General features: G+C 69.8%; 11 protein-coding genes. 9 read left to right on the forward strand and 2 right to left on the reverse strand.

Annotated features, from left to right (window positions below; genetic code table 11):
- Positions 1 to 4: 4 nt before the first annotated feature.
- Entirely contained in the window at positions 5 to 3745 is a 3741-nt protein-coding gene (locus tag ACH4N1_RS31035) for a GH92 family glycosyl hydrolase (RefSeq protein ID WP_398102953.1), read from the reverse strand.
- A 515-nt stretch (positions 3746 to 4260) separates the two neighbouring features.
- Here ACH4N1_RS31035 and ngcE point away from each other — a divergent pair.
- The 9 genes from ngcE to ACH4N1_RS31080 all read left to right on the forward strand — a co-directional run bounded on the left by ngcE (position 4261) and on the right by ACH4N1_RS31080 (position 16545).
- On the forward strand, positions 4261 to 5781 hold the full coding sequence (ngcE, locus tag ACH4N1_RS31040; protein ID WP_398102776.1) for an N-acetylglucosamine/diacetylchitobiose ABC transporter substrate-binding protein: 1521 nt from the start codon (positions 4261 to 4263) through the stop codon (positions 5779 to 5781).
- Between the two features lie 40 nt (positions 5782 to 5821).
- Positions 5822 to 6748, forward strand: a complete 927-nt coding sequence (locus ACH4N1_RS31045) for a carbohydrate ABC transporter permease (protein WP_398102778.1) — start codon at positions 5822 to 5824, stop codon at positions 6746 to 6748.
- A 2-nt stretch (positions 6749 to 6750) separates the two neighbouring features.
- Positions 6751 to 7668: a carbohydrate ABC transporter permease gene (locus ACH4N1_RS31050; protein ID WP_398102780.1), complete on the forward strand. Its 918-nt coding sequence runs from the start codon at positions 6751 to 6753 to the stop codon at positions 7666 to 7668.
- A 216-nt stretch (positions 7669 to 7884) separates the two neighbouring features.
- Complete coding sequence (locus ACH4N1_RS31055; RefSeq protein ID WP_398102956.1) at positions 7885 to 9084, forward strand: ROK family protein; 1200 nt, start codon at positions 7885 to 7887, stop codon at positions 9082 to 9084.
- A gap of 122 nt (positions 9085 to 9206) precedes the next feature.
- A complete protein-coding gene (locus tag ACH4N1_RS31060) occupies positions 9207 to 10298 on the forward strand; it encodes a sugar ABC transporter substrate-binding protein (RefSeq protein WP_398102783.1) in 1092 nt (363 codons plus the stop codon).
- A gap of 276 nt (positions 10299 to 10574) precedes the next feature.
- Entirely contained in the window at positions 10575 to 11366 is a 792-nt protein-coding gene (locus ACH4N1_RS31065; protein ID WP_363090407.1) for an ATP-binding cassette domain-containing protein, read from the forward strand.
- Positions 11363 to 12709, forward strand: a complete 1347-nt coding sequence (locus tag ACH4N1_RS31070; protein WP_398102786.1) for a sugar ABC transporter permease — start codon at positions 11363 to 11365, stop codon at positions 12707 to 12709. The genes ACH4N1_RS31065 and ACH4N1_RS31070 overlap by 4 nt, the downstream gene beginning before the upstream one ends.
- Before the next feature lie 212 nt (positions 12710 to 12921).
- Complete coding sequence (gene dxs, locus ACH4N1_RS31075; protein WP_398102789.1) at positions 12922 to 14841, forward strand: 1-deoxy-D-xylulose-5-phosphate synthase; 1920 nt, start codon at positions 12922 to 12924, stop codon at positions 14839 to 14841.
- A 180-nt stretch (positions 14842 to 15021) separates the two neighbouring features.
- Positions 15022 to 16545, forward strand: a complete 1524-nt coding sequence (locus ACH4N1_RS31080; protein WP_398102792.1) for an amino acid permease — start codon at positions 15022 to 15024, stop codon at positions 16543 to 16545.
- Positions 16546 to 16654: 109 nt separating this feature from the next.
- On the opposite strand, the gene ACH4N1_RS31085 is transcribed toward ACH4N1_RS31080, so the two are convergent.
- A complete protein-coding gene (locus ACH4N1_RS31085) occupies positions 16655 to 17029 on the reverse strand; it encodes an NTP pyrophosphohydrolase (protein WP_398102795.1) in 375 nt (124 codons plus the stop codon).
- Positions 17030 to 17129: the final 100 nt, after the last annotated feature.

Consider the following 17129-nt stretch of genomic DNA (forward strand, 5'->3'; position numbering starts at 1 on the left):
CGGATCATGACAACAACTCGACTTCCGTGACGACCGCCGGACCGTCGAAGGCCAGCCGGTAGTGCCGGTACGAGGCCGGTCGGGGGATCGAGAACGCCCGGGTCTGCCGGTCCCAGCGGAACGACTCGCCGGTACGCCGGTCCAGGTCCGTCCAGGTCGTGCCGTCGGGCGAGCCCTGGAGCGTCCAGGCCGTCGGCGCGTCGGCCTGCTGCGCGGACGTGAGCGTGTACTGGACGGCCTTCTCGGCGGCGCCCACCGGCAGGTCGACCGCGCCCGAGACCCCGGTCCCCGTCGCCGACGTGTCGTCGAACAGGGGGCCCTCGCCCGCGAGTGCGTCCGTGCGCGGGGCGGGCACCTCGTCGTCCTCGGTGATCGACAGGGGGGCCGCGCCCTTCCCGCTGCCCCACGCCGAGGGCCGCGGGCCCATGTCGAAGTCGAGGACCGCGCCCTTGGCCAGCAGCGCGTGGGGGAGCGACGTCGACGTCCACGGGCGGCCGTTGATCCTGAGACCCTGTACGTAGACGTTCCGGGCGCTGTTGCGCGGTGCCCGGATCACCAGGTCCGCGCCGTTCTCCAGGTGGACGGTGGCCTTCTTGAACAACGGGGAGCCGACCGCGTACTCGCCGCCGCCCATCACCAGCGGGTAGAAGCCGAGCGCGGAGAAGAGGTACCAGGCCGACTGCTCGCCGTTGTCCTCGTCACCGTGGTAGCCCTGCCCGATCGCGCTGCCGGTGTACAGGCGCCCCAGCGCCTCGCGGACCCGGGCCTGCGCCTTCCAGGGCTGCCCGGCCGCGTCGTACATGTAGATCGCGTGGTGGGCCACCTGGTTGGAGTGCCCGTACATGCCCATCCGCACGTCCCGCGCCTCCGTCATCTCGTGGATGACGCCGCCGTAGGAGCCCGTGAACTCGGGGGAGGCGGTCTCGGGGGTCGTGAAGTAGGTGTCGAGCTTGTGCGCCAGGCCGTCGCGGCCGCCGTAGAGGTTGGCCAGGCCCCGGCTGTCCTGCGGGGCGGTGAAGGCGTAGCCCCAGCCGTTGGTCTCGGTGTAGTCGTGGCCCCACACGCGGGGGTCGTAGGCCGACGACTTCACCCGCCAGTCGCCCTCGGCGTCCCGGCCCTGGAAGAAGCCGGCCTCCGCGTCGAACAGGTGCACGTAGCCCTGCGCGCGGTTCAGGAAGTACTCCGACTCCTCCTCGTACCGGCGCTCGCCCGTCTTCCGGAACAGCTCCTGTCCCATCCGGGCGATCCCGAAGTCGTTGAGGTAGCCCTCCAGGGCCCAGGACAGGCCCTCGTGGGTGTCGGTGGCGGTGTAGCCGAGGAAGGGGGAGGTCGTCATGCCCTTGCGGCCCACGCCGGACGACGGCGGCACGACGGTCGCGTTCTTCACGGCCGCGTCGTACGCCGACTCCGCGTCCAGACCGACGCCCTTGACGTAGGCGTCCGCGAAGGCGACGTCCGACGAGGTGCCGGTCATCAGGTCGGCGTACCCCGGCGAGGACCAGCGCGAGGTCCAGCCGCCGTCCCTGTACTGCTGCACGAACCCGTCCGCCAGTTCGGCCGCCCTGGCCGGGGTCAGGAGCGAGTACGCCGGCCAGGTCGTCCGGTAGGTGTCCCAGAAGCCGTTGTTGACGTACACCTTGCCGTCCACGATCTTCGCGCCGGTGTGTGTCGGGGTGTCCGGGCCCGGCATCGGCGAGAAGGGCGAGGCGTACCTGTAGGTCGAACCCACCTTCTCGAAACCGGAGTTGGGATACAGGTACAGCCGGTACAGGCTGGAGTACAGCGTCGTCAGCTGGTCCGGGGTGGCGCCCTCGACCTCCACCGTGCCGAGCAGCTCGTCCCACTGCCGCTGGGCCCGCCGCTCGACCGTCTCGAAGGAGGTTCCCTCCGGGATCTCCTGGCGCAGGTTGTCGCGGGCCTGGTCGACGCCGATCAGGGAGGTCGCCAGGCGCAGGGTGACCGTGCGGTCGGCGCCCGCGTCGAACCGCAGGTACCCCTTCACCCCGCTCGACGCCCCGGCCGTCACCGGCGCGTCGAACTCGCCGTACACGAACAGCCGGGTGGCGCCCGCGGACAGTCCCGACCTCACGTCCGACCAGCCGGTGACGACGCCCTTGCCGGTGTCGAGCGTGAGGCCCGCCTGGTCGGTGACGTTGTCGAAGACGACGCTCGCGTCGTCGCCCGGGTAGGTGAAGCGCAGGGCCGCCGCGTGGTCGGTCGGCGCCATCTCCGCCTTCAGCCCGTTCTCGAACCGCACCCCGTAGGAGTACGGCCGGGCGGTCTCGTTCGCGTGCCGGAACGGCAGTGCCCGCGCCGTCCGCCCGGTGTCCGGGACGCCGGCCGCCGCGGACGGCATCACCTGGAACGTCTGCCGGTCGCCCATCCACGGACTGGGCTCGTGACTCGCGCTGAACGCCTGGATCTCGGGCAGGTTGTCGGCGTTGTTCGCGCGGGAGTAGTCGTAGAGCCAGCCCAGGGTGGAGGCGTTGGTCACCGGGGTCCAGAAGGTGAAGCCGTGCGGCACGGCGGTCGCGGGGAAGGTGTTGCCCCGCGAGAAGCTCCCGCTGGAGTGGGTGCCGCGCGTGGTGACCGCGTAGTCCGACAGGTGCGCCTTCGGGGCCTCGGGCGGGGCCGTGCGCAGCGCGACGTCGTCCACCCAGCCCCGGAACCGCGCCGGTCCGCCGGGGGAGTCGTAGGCGAGGAGGATGCGGTCGACGGTCCTCCCGGCCGCCACCGCGCCGATCCCCGCGACGACGTCGTTCCACTGGTTGACGTACAGCGACTTGGCCGCGCCCTGCCCGCGGGGCGACAGCGCGAAGCCGTACTGGTCCCTCGCCCCGAGATCGCTCAGGTACGTCCCGTCCGTGAACGCCAGGTCCACCGACACGTTCGTCGCCGCGTAGTCCAGGTCCCCCTCGGCCATCGCCGGGAAGATCCGGTACGCCAGGCGGGTGCGCGCAAAGACCCGCACGTTCACGTCGAAGACCTTGTTGTACGAGTAGCCGCGCCCCTCGGCGGTGTGCCGCCCGGCGTAGCGCAGGGCCCGCAGTCCCGTGAAGCCGGCCCGCGCCCTGGCGGTGGGGGAGCCGCTCGGCCCGCGGTCGACGACGGTCTGCATGTCCGGCGGGACGGGGTCGCCGTCGCCGCCCGTCCCGAACCGCACGTCGGCGAGCTGGAGGAGCCCGGCGCCGTGGTTCCTCGTCACCTCCAGCCGGAAGTGCCGGTAGGAGGCCGGTGCGCCGAGCGCGTACGTCTTCGTCTGCAGCCGCCGGTCGAAGGACTCGCCGGAGCGGGTGTCGACGGCCGTCCAGTCGCCGCCGTCCGCCGAACCCTTCAACGTCCAGTCCGCCGGGTCGCGTTCGGCGGCGTCGTTCGCGGACGTCAGCGCGTACGCGGTGACCGCCGCGGGTTCGGGCAGGTCGAACTCCACCCAGCCGGTGGCCTCGAAGGCCAGCCACTTGGTGCCGGCCTCGCCGTCGACGAGGTTCTCCTTCACCTCGCCGCCCGCCGTGTTCTCGGCGCTCGCCCGGACGCCGGTGACCCGGTCGGTCACGTCGCCGGGGAGCCCGCCGCCGTAGCCGCCGTCGACCCCCGACGCCCGTTTCCCGCCGCCCGGCGCGGACTCGACGGTGCTCCGCCAGTCGGGAGCCCGCTCACCCTCCTCGAAGGAGGAGGCGAACTCCCGGTCGGGCACCGGCACCCGGTCCGGCAGGGCGACCGCCGCCCCCGGCGCGCCCGCCGCCATGACCAGGACGGCCGTGCCCACGACCGCCCGTCTCCACCGGATCCACCTCGACCGAGCTCCGAAGCGCTGCATCCGCGAGCACCCTCCCTGCGCCGGACAACGTTGTCTTCTTCGATGCGCAGGAATCAGTAGGTGGCCAAGTGGCAAGCGATGTCAAGGATGTTGAACGCGCCGTCCGAGCCGTTCGCGGCAGAGCCGGGCAGCCCCTGCGAGGTATCCCGCCGGGCTCCGCCGCGAATCGTCCGGACCGTCCTCCGCGGGTGCGCCGCACCTTCTCCGCGGGCTCGTGTCCGGCGATTTTCCGGCCGGGCGGTCGCGGGGGGGCTCATATGTCCGCCAGGTCTCAACTCGGAAAAGACCCATGGCCAACCTTGCATTCGATCTTGTCCGGTGGCGGGAAGTGGACTATACCTGTCGGCGATTCACCCGATCCGCACGACCCTGCTTGACCTGACCGCGGTGCCGGGAAGGATCCGGTTCACCGCCTGAGTCCTGGAGAAGGCGAGGACTTGAGCATGGGATCCACTTCTGTGTCCGATTCGGCTGATTCAACTGATTCAACTGATTCAACTGGTTCGGCTGCTTCGACCGGCTCCATCGGGAATCGCGGTGCTAAAGGCATCGGCCGCCGCGATCTGATCAGGAGATCGGCCGCACTCGGACTGATCTCCGTCCCCACGGTGGGTTTCCTCTCCGCCTGCGCCAGCAGCGGGGGCGGCGGTGACGAGGGCAAGGCCGAGACCGGCGAGAAGACCGACAAGAACCCGCTCGGCGTGAACGACACCACCCGGATGGAATTCGTCCTGTTCGACGGCGGTTTCGGCAAGGAGTACGCCGAGGACGCCGTGAAGATCTACGAACAGCGTTTCCCGAAGGCCGAGGTGAAGTTCTCGGCCACCCAGAAGATCCAGTCCACCCTCCAGCCCCGTTTCAACCAGGGCACCCCGCCGGACCTCATCGACAACTCCGGCGCCGAGCAGATGGACATGGGCGTCCTGGTCGGCAAGGGCCAGCTGGCCGACCTCACCGCGCTGCTGGACGCGCCGTCCTACGACGACCCGGCGAAGAAGGTCCGCGACACCCTGCGCCCCGGCATCGTGGAGATGGGCCAGTTCGACGGCGACCCCGTCTGGATCATGTACTACGCGTACACCGTGTACGGCGTCTGGTACTCGCAAAAGGCCCTGGACTCGCTGGACGCCGCCTACCCCGAGACCTGGGACGAGATGCTCGCGGTGTGCGAGAAGGCGAAGAAGAAGGGCATGGCGGGCTGGACGTACGCGGGCAAGTACCCGTACTACCTGCCCTTCTCGCTGTATCCGATGATCGGCAAGGTCGGCGGCCGTGAAGTCCTCGACGCCATCGACAACCTGGAGCCGAACGCCTGGAAGCACCCGGCGGTCAAGGCCTGCTTCGACGCCTACTACGAGCTGTACAAGAAGGGTTACGTCCTGCGGGGCACCCCCGGTCTGGACCACATCCAGTCGCAGACCGCTTGGGCCAAGGGCAAGGCCCTGTTCCTGCCCAACGGCTCCTGGGTGGAGAACGAGTCGGCCAACGTCATCCCCGCCGACTTCGGCCTCGCCGTCTCCGCGCCGACCGGACTCGACGGCTCCGACAAGCTGCCGTTCGGCACCATCTGGGCCTCCGGCGGCGAGCCGTTCGTCGTCCCGGCCAAGGCGAAGAACCCGGCCGGCGGCATGGAGCAGCTGCGCATCATGCTGAGCGAGGCGTCCTCGAAGAACTTCACCTCCAAGGTCAAGTCGCTGACCGCCTACGACGGCGGCACCGACGGCATCACCCTCACCCCCGGCCTGAAGTCGGGTGTCGCCGCGCTGGACAAGGCCGGTCAGAACGTGGTGAACCCGCGGCTCCAGGACTGGTACGTGCAATTGCAGAAGGAGAAGATCGGGGTCTCCGGACTCGGCGAGATGATGGCCGGCCGGCTCACCCCGGCGGAGGCGATCAAGAAGATCCAGGGTTACGCCGACGAGGCGGCCAAGGATTCCTCGATCAAGCACTACAAGCACCAGTGACCGGCGCCATCACGACAGACATCACGACACCGGAGTGGCGATGCAGCACGGCAAGTACCGGTTCATCGCGGGGTTCCTGGCGCCACCCCTGGGCCTGTACGCGCTCTTCGTGGTGTGGCCGTTCATCCAGTCCATCTACTACTCGTTCACGGACTGGACCGGTCTGAGCCCCGAATTCGAGATGGTCGGCCTGGACAATTACCGCAGGATGCTCGACGACGACATCTTCTGGAAGTCCCTGCAACACAGCCTGATGTTCGCGGTCGCGCTGCCACTGGTGACGATCGGGCTGGCGCTGTTCCTCGCCTTCATGATCAATGTCGGCGGACGGAGGAGAAAAGGCGGCCCGGCCGTCTCCGGTGTGCGCGGCTCGTCCTTCTACAAGATCGTCTATTTCTTCCCGCAGGTACTGTCGATCGCCATCGTGGCGTTGTTGTTCGCCTTCGCCTACAACCCCGACAGCGGTGCGATCAACTCGTTGCTGCGGGGGATCGGGCTGGACGGCGTGCAGCCGCTGTGGCTGGGCGATCCGGGCCTCGCGCTGTGGTGCGTGATGGCGGTGCTCGTCTGGTCGACGGTCGGCTTCTTCGTGGTGCTGTTCTCCGCGGGCATGGCGTCGATCCCGACGGACCTGTACGAGGCCGCCCTGCTCGACGGCGCCGGCCGCGCCACCACGTTCTTCCGCATCACCCTGCCGCTGCTGTGGGACACCGTGCAGTCCGGCTGGGTCTACATGGGCATCCTCGCGCTCGGCGCGGAGTCGTTCGCGGTCGTCCAGATCATGACGACCGGGCCGGGCGGGCCCGACTACTCGACCACCGTCATGGTCCTCTACGTGTACCAGAAGGCGTTCCGCGACGGTCAGGCCGCCTACGCCACCACCATCGGAGTCGCCCTGCTCGTCGTGACGCTGGCCTTCGCCGCGCTGGTGATGCGGCTGGGCCGGCGCGAGCGGCTGGAGTACTGATCATGAGCATCGAGAAGACCGCGGAGCCCCCCGCGCCCGTCCCCGTCGCGAAGGCGGACGTCCCGCCGGGCGGCGCGGCGCCCCGGACGCGGAAGGAGGGGCAGGTCCTCAACGCCTTCTCGCACGGCATCCTCGTCGTGTGGGCGGTCATGGTCGTGCTGCCGCTGCTGTGGGCGGTGATGACCTCCTTCAAGGACGACGGCTCCATCTTCGGCTCGCCCTGGTCGCTGCCCGACACGCTGCACCTCGACAACTGGTCGCGGGCCTGGACCGAGGCCGACATGGGCGACTACTTCCTCAACACCGCGCTGGTGGTGGGGGGTTCGCTCGTCGGCACCCTGGTGCTCGGCTCGATGGCGGCGTACGTCCTGGCCCGGTTCGACTTCCCCGGCAACCGGTTCGTCTACTACCTGTTCGTCGGCGGCATGAGCTTCCCGATCATGCTCGCACTGGTCCCGCTGTTCTACGTGGTGAACAACATGGGCCTGCTGAACACGATCCACGGCCTGATCCTGGTCTACATCGCCTACTCGCTGCCGTTCACGGTGTTCTTCCTCACGGCGTTCTTCCGCACGCTGCCCTCGTCGGTGGCGGAGGCGGCGTTCGTCGACGGCGCCTCGCACAGCCGTACGTTCTTCCAGATCATGCTGCCGATGGCCAGGCCCGGCCTGATCAGCGTGGGGATCTTCAACTTCCTGGGTCAGTGGAACCAGTACATGCTCCCCACGGTCCTCAACACCGATCCGGACAAGCGCGTCCTCACCCAGGGCCTGGTCCAGCTGGCCGTCAGCCAGGGGTACAAGGGGGACTGGTCGGGTCTTTTCGCGGGCCTGGTGATGGCGATGCTGCCGGTGCTCGCCGCGTACGTCGTCTTCCAGCGGCAGGTGGTGCGGGGACTGACCGCGGGGGCGCTGAAGTAGTCCCTCCCCTTGATCACTTGGACGCCGCCGTAGCGCTGCGCAGCCACCCGTACGCGTGCCGTTCCCGAGTCGGGGAACGGCACCGTTCGGTGTGCGCATGAATGCGATTAGTGTTCAACCTCTTGACGGGAGGCAACCCGAACAGCTCAGCTTAGAGTTCACTAGTTGGACATAGACGGGGCCTCATCGATGCGGTCCCGCGCGCGGGAGGTCGTCGTGGAGACTCCGGGGTCGCAGTCGTCGCTGCACCGAGCCAACCTGGAGCGGGTGGTGCGCGCCGTGCGCCTGGCCGGGTCCCTCACGCAGGCGGAGATCGCCCGGACGACGGGCCTGTCCGCGGCGACCGTGTCCAACATCGTGCGCGAGCTGAAGGACCGCGGGACCGTCGAGGTCACGCCCACCTCGGCCGGCGGCCGCAGGGCCCGCAGCGTCAGCCTCAGCGGGGACGCCGGCATCGTCATCGGGGTGGATTTCGGGCATACCCACCTACGGGTCGCCGTAGGGAACCTCGCCCATCAGGTGCTCGCCGAGGAGTCCGAACCGCTGGATGTGGACGCCTCCTCGACACAGGGCTTCGACCGGGCGGAACAGCTGGTCAACCGCCTGATCGAGGCCACCGGGGTGGACCGTTCGAAGATCGCCGGAGTGGGCCTCGGGGTCCCCGGTCCGATCGACGTGGAGTCCGGCTCGCTCGGCTCGTCCGCGATCCTGCCCGGCTGGATCGGCACCAAGCCCGCCGAGGAGCTGCGGGGGCGGCTCGGCGTGACCGTGCACGTGGACAACGACGCCAATCTCGGCGCCCTCGGCGAGATGGTCTGGGGCAGCGGCAGAGGCGTTCGTGATCTTGCTTACATCAAGGTCGCGAGCGGTGTCGGCGCCGGTCTGGTGATCGACGGGAAGATCTACCGGGGTCCCGGCGGGACCGCGGGAGAAATAGGACATATTACACTCGATGAATCCGGCCCCGTCTGCCGTTGCGGAAACCGGGGCTGCCTGGAGACCTTCACGGCCGCGCGCTACGTGCTGCCGCTCCTCCAGTCCAGCCACGGCACGGACCTGACCATGGAGGGAGTCGTACGGCTCGCCAGGGACGGAGACCCGGGCTGCCGTCGGGTGATCGCCGACGTCGGCCGACACATCGGCAGTGGAGTCGCCAATCTCTGTAACCTGCTGAACCCGAGCCGGGTGGTCCTGGGCGGTGATCTCGCCGAGGCCGGTGAGCTGGTGCTCGGGCCCATCAGGGAGTCCGTCGGCCGCTACGCGATCCCCAGTGCGGCACGGCAGCTCACCGTTCTCCCGGGGGCGCTCGGGGGCCGCGCGGAGGTGCTCGGGGCACTCGCCCTCGCGCTCAGCGAGATGGGTGATTCAACCCTTTTGGACGGCACGCTGTCGGCCAACGCACCTGCCTTCACTTAGAGAACGAATGACGCCGTTGCCATCTCGTTAAGTATTTACTTCTTGACGTCGCACGCGTGGCCGAGTTGACTTCCAGCCACCTCGGCCGCAGCGTTGCGGCCCTGTCAGGGAGGCACACCCCAATGAACGCAACGATGCGTAGAGTCGTGATCGGCGCCACCGCCGTCTCCATGGCCCTGTCGATTGCCGCGTGCGGCAAGGCGGGCGACGACGACTCCGGCAGCAGCAGCTCCGACAGCAAGTCCATCGGCCTGCTGCTCCCCGACAGCGTCACGGCGCGCTACGAGAAGTTCGACAAGCCGCTCTTCGAGGCCAAGGTCAAGGAGCTCTGCTCCGACTGCGACGTCCAGTACGCGAACGCCGCCGCCGACCCGGCCAAGCAGGCCCAGCAGATGAGCAGCATGGTCACCAAGGGTGTCAAGGTGATCGTCGTCTCCGCGCAGGACTCGGCCGCCATCAAGTCCTCCATCAAGTCCGCCGTGGACAAGGGCGTGAAGGTCGTCGCCTACGACCGCCTCGCGCAGGGTCCGGTCTCGGCGTACGTCTCCTTCGACAACGTCAAGGTCGGCGAGCTCCAGGGCCAGGCCCTCCTCGCCGCGCTCGGCTCGAAGGCCACCCCCTCGGCCAACGTCGTCATGATCAACGGTGACGACGCCGACCCGAACGCCGGCCAGTTCAAGGAAGGCGCCCACAAGGCCCTCGACGGCAAGGTCAAGATCGCCTACGAGCAGTCCGGCCTGTGGAAGGACACCGTCGCCGCGCAGAAGATGTCCGCCGCGATCACCCAGCTCGGCGCGAAGAAGATCGCGGGCGTCTACGCCGCCAACGACGGCATGGCCGGTGGCATCGCCAACACCCTCAAGGGCGCGAAGATCAGCGGCATCCCGCTGACCGGCCAGGACGCGGAACTCGCGGGCATCCAGCGCATCGTCGCCGGCACCCAGTCCTCCACCGTCTACAAGGCCTTCAAGCCCGAGGCCGACGCCGCCGCCCAGCTCGCGGTCAACCTGCTCGAGGGCAAGGACATCAAGTCCCTCGCCACCACCGAGCTGACCAGCGGCTCCGGCGACAAGGTGCCCTCCCAGCTGCTGACCCCGGTGTCGGTCACCAAGGCCAACATCAAGGACACGGTGATCGCGGACAAGCTGTACACGGTCCAGGAGATCTGCACCGCCGAGTTCGCCGCCGCCTGCAAGGCCGCCGGACTCCAGTAGCGGTACCGCGCCCCGCGCGCGTCCGGCTCGGGTCCCCCGCGGGGGCCCGGGCCACCGGCCGCACGGCGGCCCCGTGAGACCCCGCCGACGCCTGCCCCACCTTCACACCCCGCTGCCGGGGCGGGCGTCGGACGGAACCGTTGCCAAGTGCGGCGGACTCGCGCATGTTCATCTTGTAAACCTCGTGCGTCAGCGCCCCGTACCCGTCGGCGTTGCGCACACCCTTCCGCGCCTGTCCCACAGCGCGGCATCCCCGCCGGTCAGGCGGCGAAGGAGATGGTTCACGTGTCCGCTACGCCCGTGCTGGCGTTGCGCGGAGTCTCCAAGCGATTCGGTGCGGTGCAGGCACTCACCGACGTCGAGCTGGAGGTCCACGCCGGAGAAGTGGTCGCCCTGGTGGGCGACAACGGCGCAGGAAAGTCCACCCTGGTCAAGACGATCGCGGGTGTCCACCCCATCGACGACGGCGTCATCGAGTGGGAGGGCAAGCCGGTCAGCATCACCAAGCCGCACGACGCCCAGGGCCTCGGTGTCGCGACCGTCTACCAGGACCTCGCGCTCTGCGACAACCTCGACGTCGTCGGCAACCTCTACCTCGGCCGCGAACTGCTGCGCCGCGGTGTCATCGACGAGGTGTCGATGGAGAAGAACGCCCGCGAGCTGCTGTCCACGCTCTCCATCCGCATCCCGAGCGTGCGCATCCCGATCGCGAGCCTCTCCGGCGGTCAGCGCCAGGTCGTCGCCATCGCCCGCGCGCTGATCGGCGACCCCAAGGTCGTCATCCTCGACGAGCCCACCGCGGCCCTCGGCGTCGAGCAGACCGCGCAGGTCCTCGACCTGGTCGAGCGGCTCCGCGAGCGCAACCTCGGCGTCATCCTCATCAGCCACAACATGGCCGACGTCAAGGCGGTGGCGGACACCGTCGCCGTCCTGCGTCTGGGCAAGAACAACGGCTCCTTCCCGGTGAAGGACACCAGCCACGAAGAGATCATCGCCGCGATCACGGGTGCCACGGACAACGCCGTGACCCGTCGTGCGGGGCGTCGCACCGCGGAGGCGGCCAAGTGAGCGACACGTGCAAGACCGTGAAGAGCGACACCACCAAGGTCGACAAGACCGAGGGTGTGGTGGAGGACCAGACCACCGTCGCCCCCGCCGACGACCCCACGGCCGCCCCGGTCTCCGTCGTCGACCCGCGCCTGCTGGTCCGCGAGGAGGGCCTCAAGGGCTACGTCACCGAGTTCAAGCGCAAGGTCAAGGGCGGCGAGCTGGGCTCGCTGCCGGTGGTCATCGGCCTGATCGTCATCTGGACGATCTTCCAGCTGCAGAACGACCGCTTCCTGAGCGCCGACAACCTCTCGAACATCAGCTACTACCTGTCGGCCACCGGCATGCTCGCCATCGGCCTGGTGTTCGTCCTGCTGCTCGGCGAGATCGACCTGTCCGTCGGCTCCGTCAGCGGCCTGGCGTCCACCCTGTTCGCCGTGTTCGTGGTGAACAACAGCATGAACCCCTGGCTGTCGCTCATCCTGACGGTCCTCACGGGCATCGCCATCGGCGCCCTGCACGGCTGGTTCTTCGCCAAGATCGGCGTACCCGCCTTCGTGGTGACCCTGGCCGGCTTCCTCGGCTGGAACGGTCTGATGCTGTGGCTGCTGGGCGACAGCGGCACCATCAACATCCCGTCGGACTCCGGCCCGGTCCACCTGCTCGGGCAGAGCTCCTTCTTCATGGACCAGGCCATCGTCGGCGCCTACATCCTGGCCGGCCTCGGTGTGGCGTCCATGCTGATCGGCTCCTTCGGCGAGCAGCGCCGCCGCAGGGCCGCTGGTGTGCCGTTCCGGCCCACCAGCGAGATCCTGCTGCGCGTCGGCGCGCTGGCCGTCGCGTCCTTCGCGGCCGCGGCCGTGCTGAACAACGCCGCCGGCGTCTCCAACGCGCTCGTCATCTTCCTGGCCGCGCTGGTCATCGTCGACTTCATCCTCCGCCGTACGACCTTCGGCCGTCAGGTCTTCGCGGTCGGCGGCGGCATCGAGGCGGCCCGTCGCGCCGGTATCAACGTGCCGATGATCCGCATCACCGTGTTCTCCATCGCCGGTGGCTTCGCCGCGGTCGGCGGTATGTTCTTCGCCGGCCAGACCGCCAGCGCCACGCTCAGCGCCGGTGGCGGCAACACCCTGATGCTGGCGATCGCCGCGGCGGTCATCGGCGGCACCAGCCTCTTCGGCGGCCGCGGCAGCGTCTGGTCCGCCCTCCTGGGCATGCTGGTCATCCAGTCCATCCAGACCGGTCTCGACCTGCTGAACATGAACACCTCGATCCAGTACATGATCACCGGTGGCGTCCTGCTCGGCGCGGTCGTCATCGACTCGGTCTCCCGCAAGAGCCAGAAGGCCGCCGGTCGCGGCTGACCACGGCGGCGACCGACTGTGCCCGGTACCCGTGGCGGGTGCCGGGCACAGGCATGCCGGGACCGCCCGGGGAAACCCGCATCCGGGGCGCGGCCGATCCGTGAATCCCCGAGAACCCCTGAATCAAGGGGCGGGCGCCGCCCGCCGGGGCGGAAGATTAGACTCGCAGGGCCCGGCAACAGCTCGATCAGCTCTACTGCAAGGAGGCACGGGTGCCGCTGCTGACCCGCATCAGGGGACCGCGCGATCTGGACCGGCTCAGCCTGGAGGAGCTGGACCAGCTGGCAGGGGAGATCCGGACCTTCCTCGTCGACGCCGTGTCCAAGACCGGCGGCCACCTCGGCCCCAACCTCGGTGTGGTCGAGCTCACCATCGCACTGCACCGGGTCTTCGAGTCCCCCAAGGACAAGGTGCTCTGGGACACCGGCCACCAGTCCTACGTGCACAAACTGCTCACCGGCCGGCAGGACTTCTCCCGCCTGAAGATGAAGGACGGCCTGTCCGGCTACCCCTCGCGGGCCGAGTCCGAGCACGACGTCATCGAGAACAGCCACGCCTCCACGGTGCTCGGCTGGGCCGACGGCATCGCCAAGGGCAACGAGATCCTGAAACGGGACAGCCACGTCGTGGCGGTCATCGGTGACGGCGCCCTGACCGGCGGCATGGCCTGGGAGGCGCTGAACAACATCGCCGAGGCCAAGGACCGTCCGCTCGTCATCGTCGTCAACGACAACGAGCGTTCCTACGCCCCCACCATCGGCGGCCTCGCCAACCACCTGGCGACCCTGCGCACGACCGACGGCTACGAGCGCTTCCTCGCCCGCACCAAGGACATCCTCGACCGCACCCCGGTCGTCGGGAAGCCCCTCTTCGACACGCTGCACGGCGCCAAGAAGGGCCTGAAGGACTTCATCGCGCCCCAGGGCATGTTCGAGGACCTCGGCCTGAAGTACGTCGGCCCGATCGACGGCCACGACATCGAGGCCCTGGAGTCGGCGCTGGCCCGCGCCAAGCGCTTCGGCGGCCCCGTCATCGTGCACTGCCTCACCGAGAAGGGCCGCGGCTACCAGCCCGCCCTCCAGGACGAGGCCGACCGCTTCCACGCCGTCGGCAAGATCCACCCCGACACGGGCCTGCCGATCGCCAGCAGCGGCGCCGACTGGACCTCCGTCTTCGGCGAGGAGATGGTGAAGCTCGGCACCGAGCGCGAGGACGTCGTCGCCATCACCGCGGCCATGCTCCAGCCCGTCGGCCTGGACAAGTTCGCCAAGGCCTTCCCCGAGCGCGTCTACGACGTCGGCATCGCCGAGCAGCACGGCGCCGTCTCCGCGGCGGGCCTCGCCCACGCGGGCGTGCACCCCGTCTTCGCGGTCTACGCCACCTTCCTCAACCGCGCCTTCGACCAGGTCCTCATGGACGTCGCCCTGCACAGGTGCGGGGTCACGTTCGTGCTCGACAGGGCCGGCGTGACCGGCACCGACGGCGCCTCCCACAACGGCATGTGGGACATGTCGATCCTCCAGGTCGTCCCGGGCCTCAGGCTGGCCGCACCGCGCGACGCCGACCAGGTGCGCGCCCAGCTCCGGGAGGCCGTCCAGGTCGACGACGCGCCGACCGTGGTGCGCTTCTCCAAGGGCGCCGTCGGACCCGCCGTACCGGCCGTGGGGCGCGTCGGCGGCATGGACGTCCTGCGCGAGCCGGGCACCGACCGGCCCGACGTGCTGCTGGTCTCCGTGGGCGCCCTCGCCCCGATGTGCCTGGAGATCGCCGGCCTGCTCGACCGGCAGGGCATCTCCACCACCGTCGTCGACCCGCGCTGGGTCAAGCCCGTCGACGAGGCCATGGCCCCGCTCGCCGAGCGCCACCGCGTCGTCGTCACCGTCGAGGACAACTCGCGCGTCGGCGGCGTCGGCTCCACGATCGCCCAGGCCCTGCGCGACGCCGGGGTGGACGTGCCCCTGCGCGACTTCGGCATCCCGCCCCGCTTCCTCGACCACGCCTCCCGCGCCGAGGTCATGGCCGAGATCGGCCTGACCGCCCCCGACATCGCCCGCCAGGTCACCGGCCTGGTCTCCCGGCTCGACGGGCGGTACGACAGGACGGCCGCCGAGGTCGAGCCCGCGCGCGACTGACGGGAACGCACGCGACCGGCGGGAAACGCGCGATGCGCGCCGACACGCCGTACCGGGCCGGTTCCACCGCTGAGAGAGTGGTGAAACCGGCCCATTTGCGTGATTGCGCCCGCGCCGGGGCATACGGACTACGGCCCCTCTCGATCATGTCGGGGACGACACCGCGTGGGAGGTAAACCCGTGAGCAACACCCTCTTCCGGACGAAGAAGGTCGAGCAGTCCATCCTCGACACCGAGGAACCCGAGCACGCGCTCAAGAAATCCCTGTCCGCGCTCGATCTGACCGTTTTCGGCGTCGGCGTCATCATCGGCACCGGCATCTTCGTCCTGACCGGCACGGTCGCCAAGAACAACGCCGGCCCCGCCGTCGCCCTGGCCTTCGTGGCGGCCGGTGTCGTCTGCGCGCTCGCCGCGCTCTGCTACGCCGAGTTCGCCTCCACCGTCCCGGTGGCCGGCTCCGCCTACACCTTCTCCTACGCCTCCCTCGGAGAACTGCCCGCCTGGATCATCGGCTGGGACCTGGTCCTGGAGTTCGCGCTGGGCACGGCGGTGGTCGCGGTCGGCTGGTCCGGCTACGTCGCCTCGCTGCTGGACAACGCGGGCTGGCACCTGCCGGAGGCGCTCAGCGGCCGGGACGGGGCCGAGGGCTTCGGCTTCGACATCCTCGCCGCCGCCCTGGTCCTGGTCCTCACCGCCATCCTCGTCGTGGGCACCAAGCTCTCCGCGCGCGTCACCTCGGTGGTCGTCGCCGTCAAGGTGACCGTGGTCCTCGTCGTGATCATCGCGGGCGCCTTCCTCATCGAGGGCGACAACTACGACCCGTTCGTCCCGAAGGCGCAGGAGGTGCCCGCGGGCGACAGCCTCCAGGCCCCGCTCATCCAGCTGATGTTCGGCTGGGCGCCGTCCAACTTCGGCGTGATGGGCATCTTCACCGCCGCCTCCGTGGTCTTCTTCGCGTTCATCGGCTTCGACGTGGTCGCCACGGCCGCCGAGGAGACCAGGAACCCGCAGCGCGACATGCCCCGCGGCATCCTCGGCTCCCTGGTCATCTGCACCGCCCTCTACGTCGCGGTGTCGATCGTCGTGACCGGCATGCAGAAGTACACCGAGCTGTCCATCACCGCGCCCCTCGCCGACGCGTTCAAGGCCACCGGTCACCCCTGGTTCGCGGGCTTCATCAGCTTCGGCGCCGCCGTCGGCCTCACCACGGTCTGCATGATCCTGCTGCTCGGCCAGACCCGCGTCTTCTTCGCGATGAGCCGCGACGGACTGCTGCCGCGGTTCTTCTCCCAGGTCCACCCGCGGTTCAGGACCCCGCACCGGCCGACCATCCTGCTCGGCGTGCTCATCGCGATCCTGGCCGGCTTCACGCCCCTGAGCGAACTCGCCGAACTCGTCAACATCGGCACGCTCTTCGCCTTCGTGGTCGTCGCCATCGGCGTGATCATCCTCCGCCGGACCCGTCCCGACCTGCCCCGCTCCTTCCGCACCCCCTGGGTGCCGGTGCTGCCGATCCTGTCGGTGCTGGCCTCGCTGTGGCTGATGCTCAACCTGCCCGCCGAGACCTGGCTGCGCTTCGCGATCTGGATGGTGATCGGGTTCGTCGTCTACTTCCTGTACGGCCGCTCGCACAGCCGGCTGGGCCGCGGCGAGGGCACCGCGGCCGGCCGGGCGGCCGGGCCCGGCCCCGGCGACGGCCGCTGAACACCCCGCCCCACGGCCCCGCGCGCCCCGCTCCGGCGGTGCCCGCGGGGCCGCCTGCCGTCCGGCCGGTGTACCGCTCGGCCGGGGCGCGCGCGGGTGCCGTACCCGCCTACGCCCGGACGGTGCGGGGCCCCGCCACCTCGGCGCCCAGCGCGGTGACCCGCCGGCGCAACTCGCGGTCGGCCGTGACGACCAGCCGGCGGCGGTCTCCCGCCCCGGCCACCAGGCCGACGATGTGGTCGTCGCCGCTGCCGGGCGCCGACTCCACCCGTACGCCGGGCACCGGTGCCACACCGCGTGCGGCGCCCTCGACGACCAGGACGACCTCCACGGGCCCCAAGTGCCCCGGCAGCCCGTCGGAGGCCAGCCGGTCCCGCAGCCGCTCCGCGGCGCCCCGCCGGTCGCGCCACCACCCGTCGGGCACCGACCCCACGACGTTCGCGGCGTCGACGATCACGAGCAGCGGGCCGTTGTCGTCGTCCATGGCGACCAGGGTGCCACGGCCGACGACGGCCGACGACGGCCGACGGCGGCCGACGGCGGCCCCGACGCGGCCCGCCCGGGAGCGCCGCCGACGGGCCGTC

Source organism: Streptomyces sp. NPDC017202, assembly GCF_044331705.1.
In the GTDB taxonomy this organism is placed as follows: domain Bacteria; phylum Actinomycetota; class Actinomycetes; order Streptomycetales; family Streptomycetaceae; genus Streptomyces.

Bases quoted from the DNA above. Each gene is read 5' to 3' on its own strand.
- ACH4N1_RS31035 (WP_398102953.1), bottom strand. From the start codon at position 3,745: ATGGCGGCGGGCGCGCCGGGGGCGGCGGTCGCCCTGCCGGACCGGGTG.
- ngcE (WP_398102776.1), top strand. From the start codon at position 4,261: ATGGGATCCACTTCTGTGTCCGATTCGGCTGATTCAACTGATTCAACT.
- ACH4N1_RS31045 (WP_398102778.1), top strand. From the start codon at position 5,822: ATGCAGCACGGCAAGTACCGGTTCATCGCGGGGTTCCTGGCGCCACCC.
- ACH4N1_RS31050 (WP_398102780.1), top strand. From the start codon at position 6,751: ATGAGCATCGAGAAGACCGCGGAGCCCCCCGCGCCCGTCCCCGTCGCG.
- ACH4N1_RS31060 (WP_398102783.1), top strand. From the start codon at position 9,207: ATGAACGCAACGATGCGTAGAGTCGTGATCGGCGCCACCGCCGTCTCC.
- ACH4N1_RS31065 (WP_363090407.1), top strand. From the start codon at position 10,575: ATGGTTCACGTGTCCGCTACGCCCGTGCTGGCGTTGCGCGGAGTCTCC.
- ACH4N1_RS31085 (WP_398102795.1), bottom strand. From the start codon at position 17,029: ATGGACGACGACAACGGCCCGCTGCTCGTGATCGTCGACGCCGCGAAC.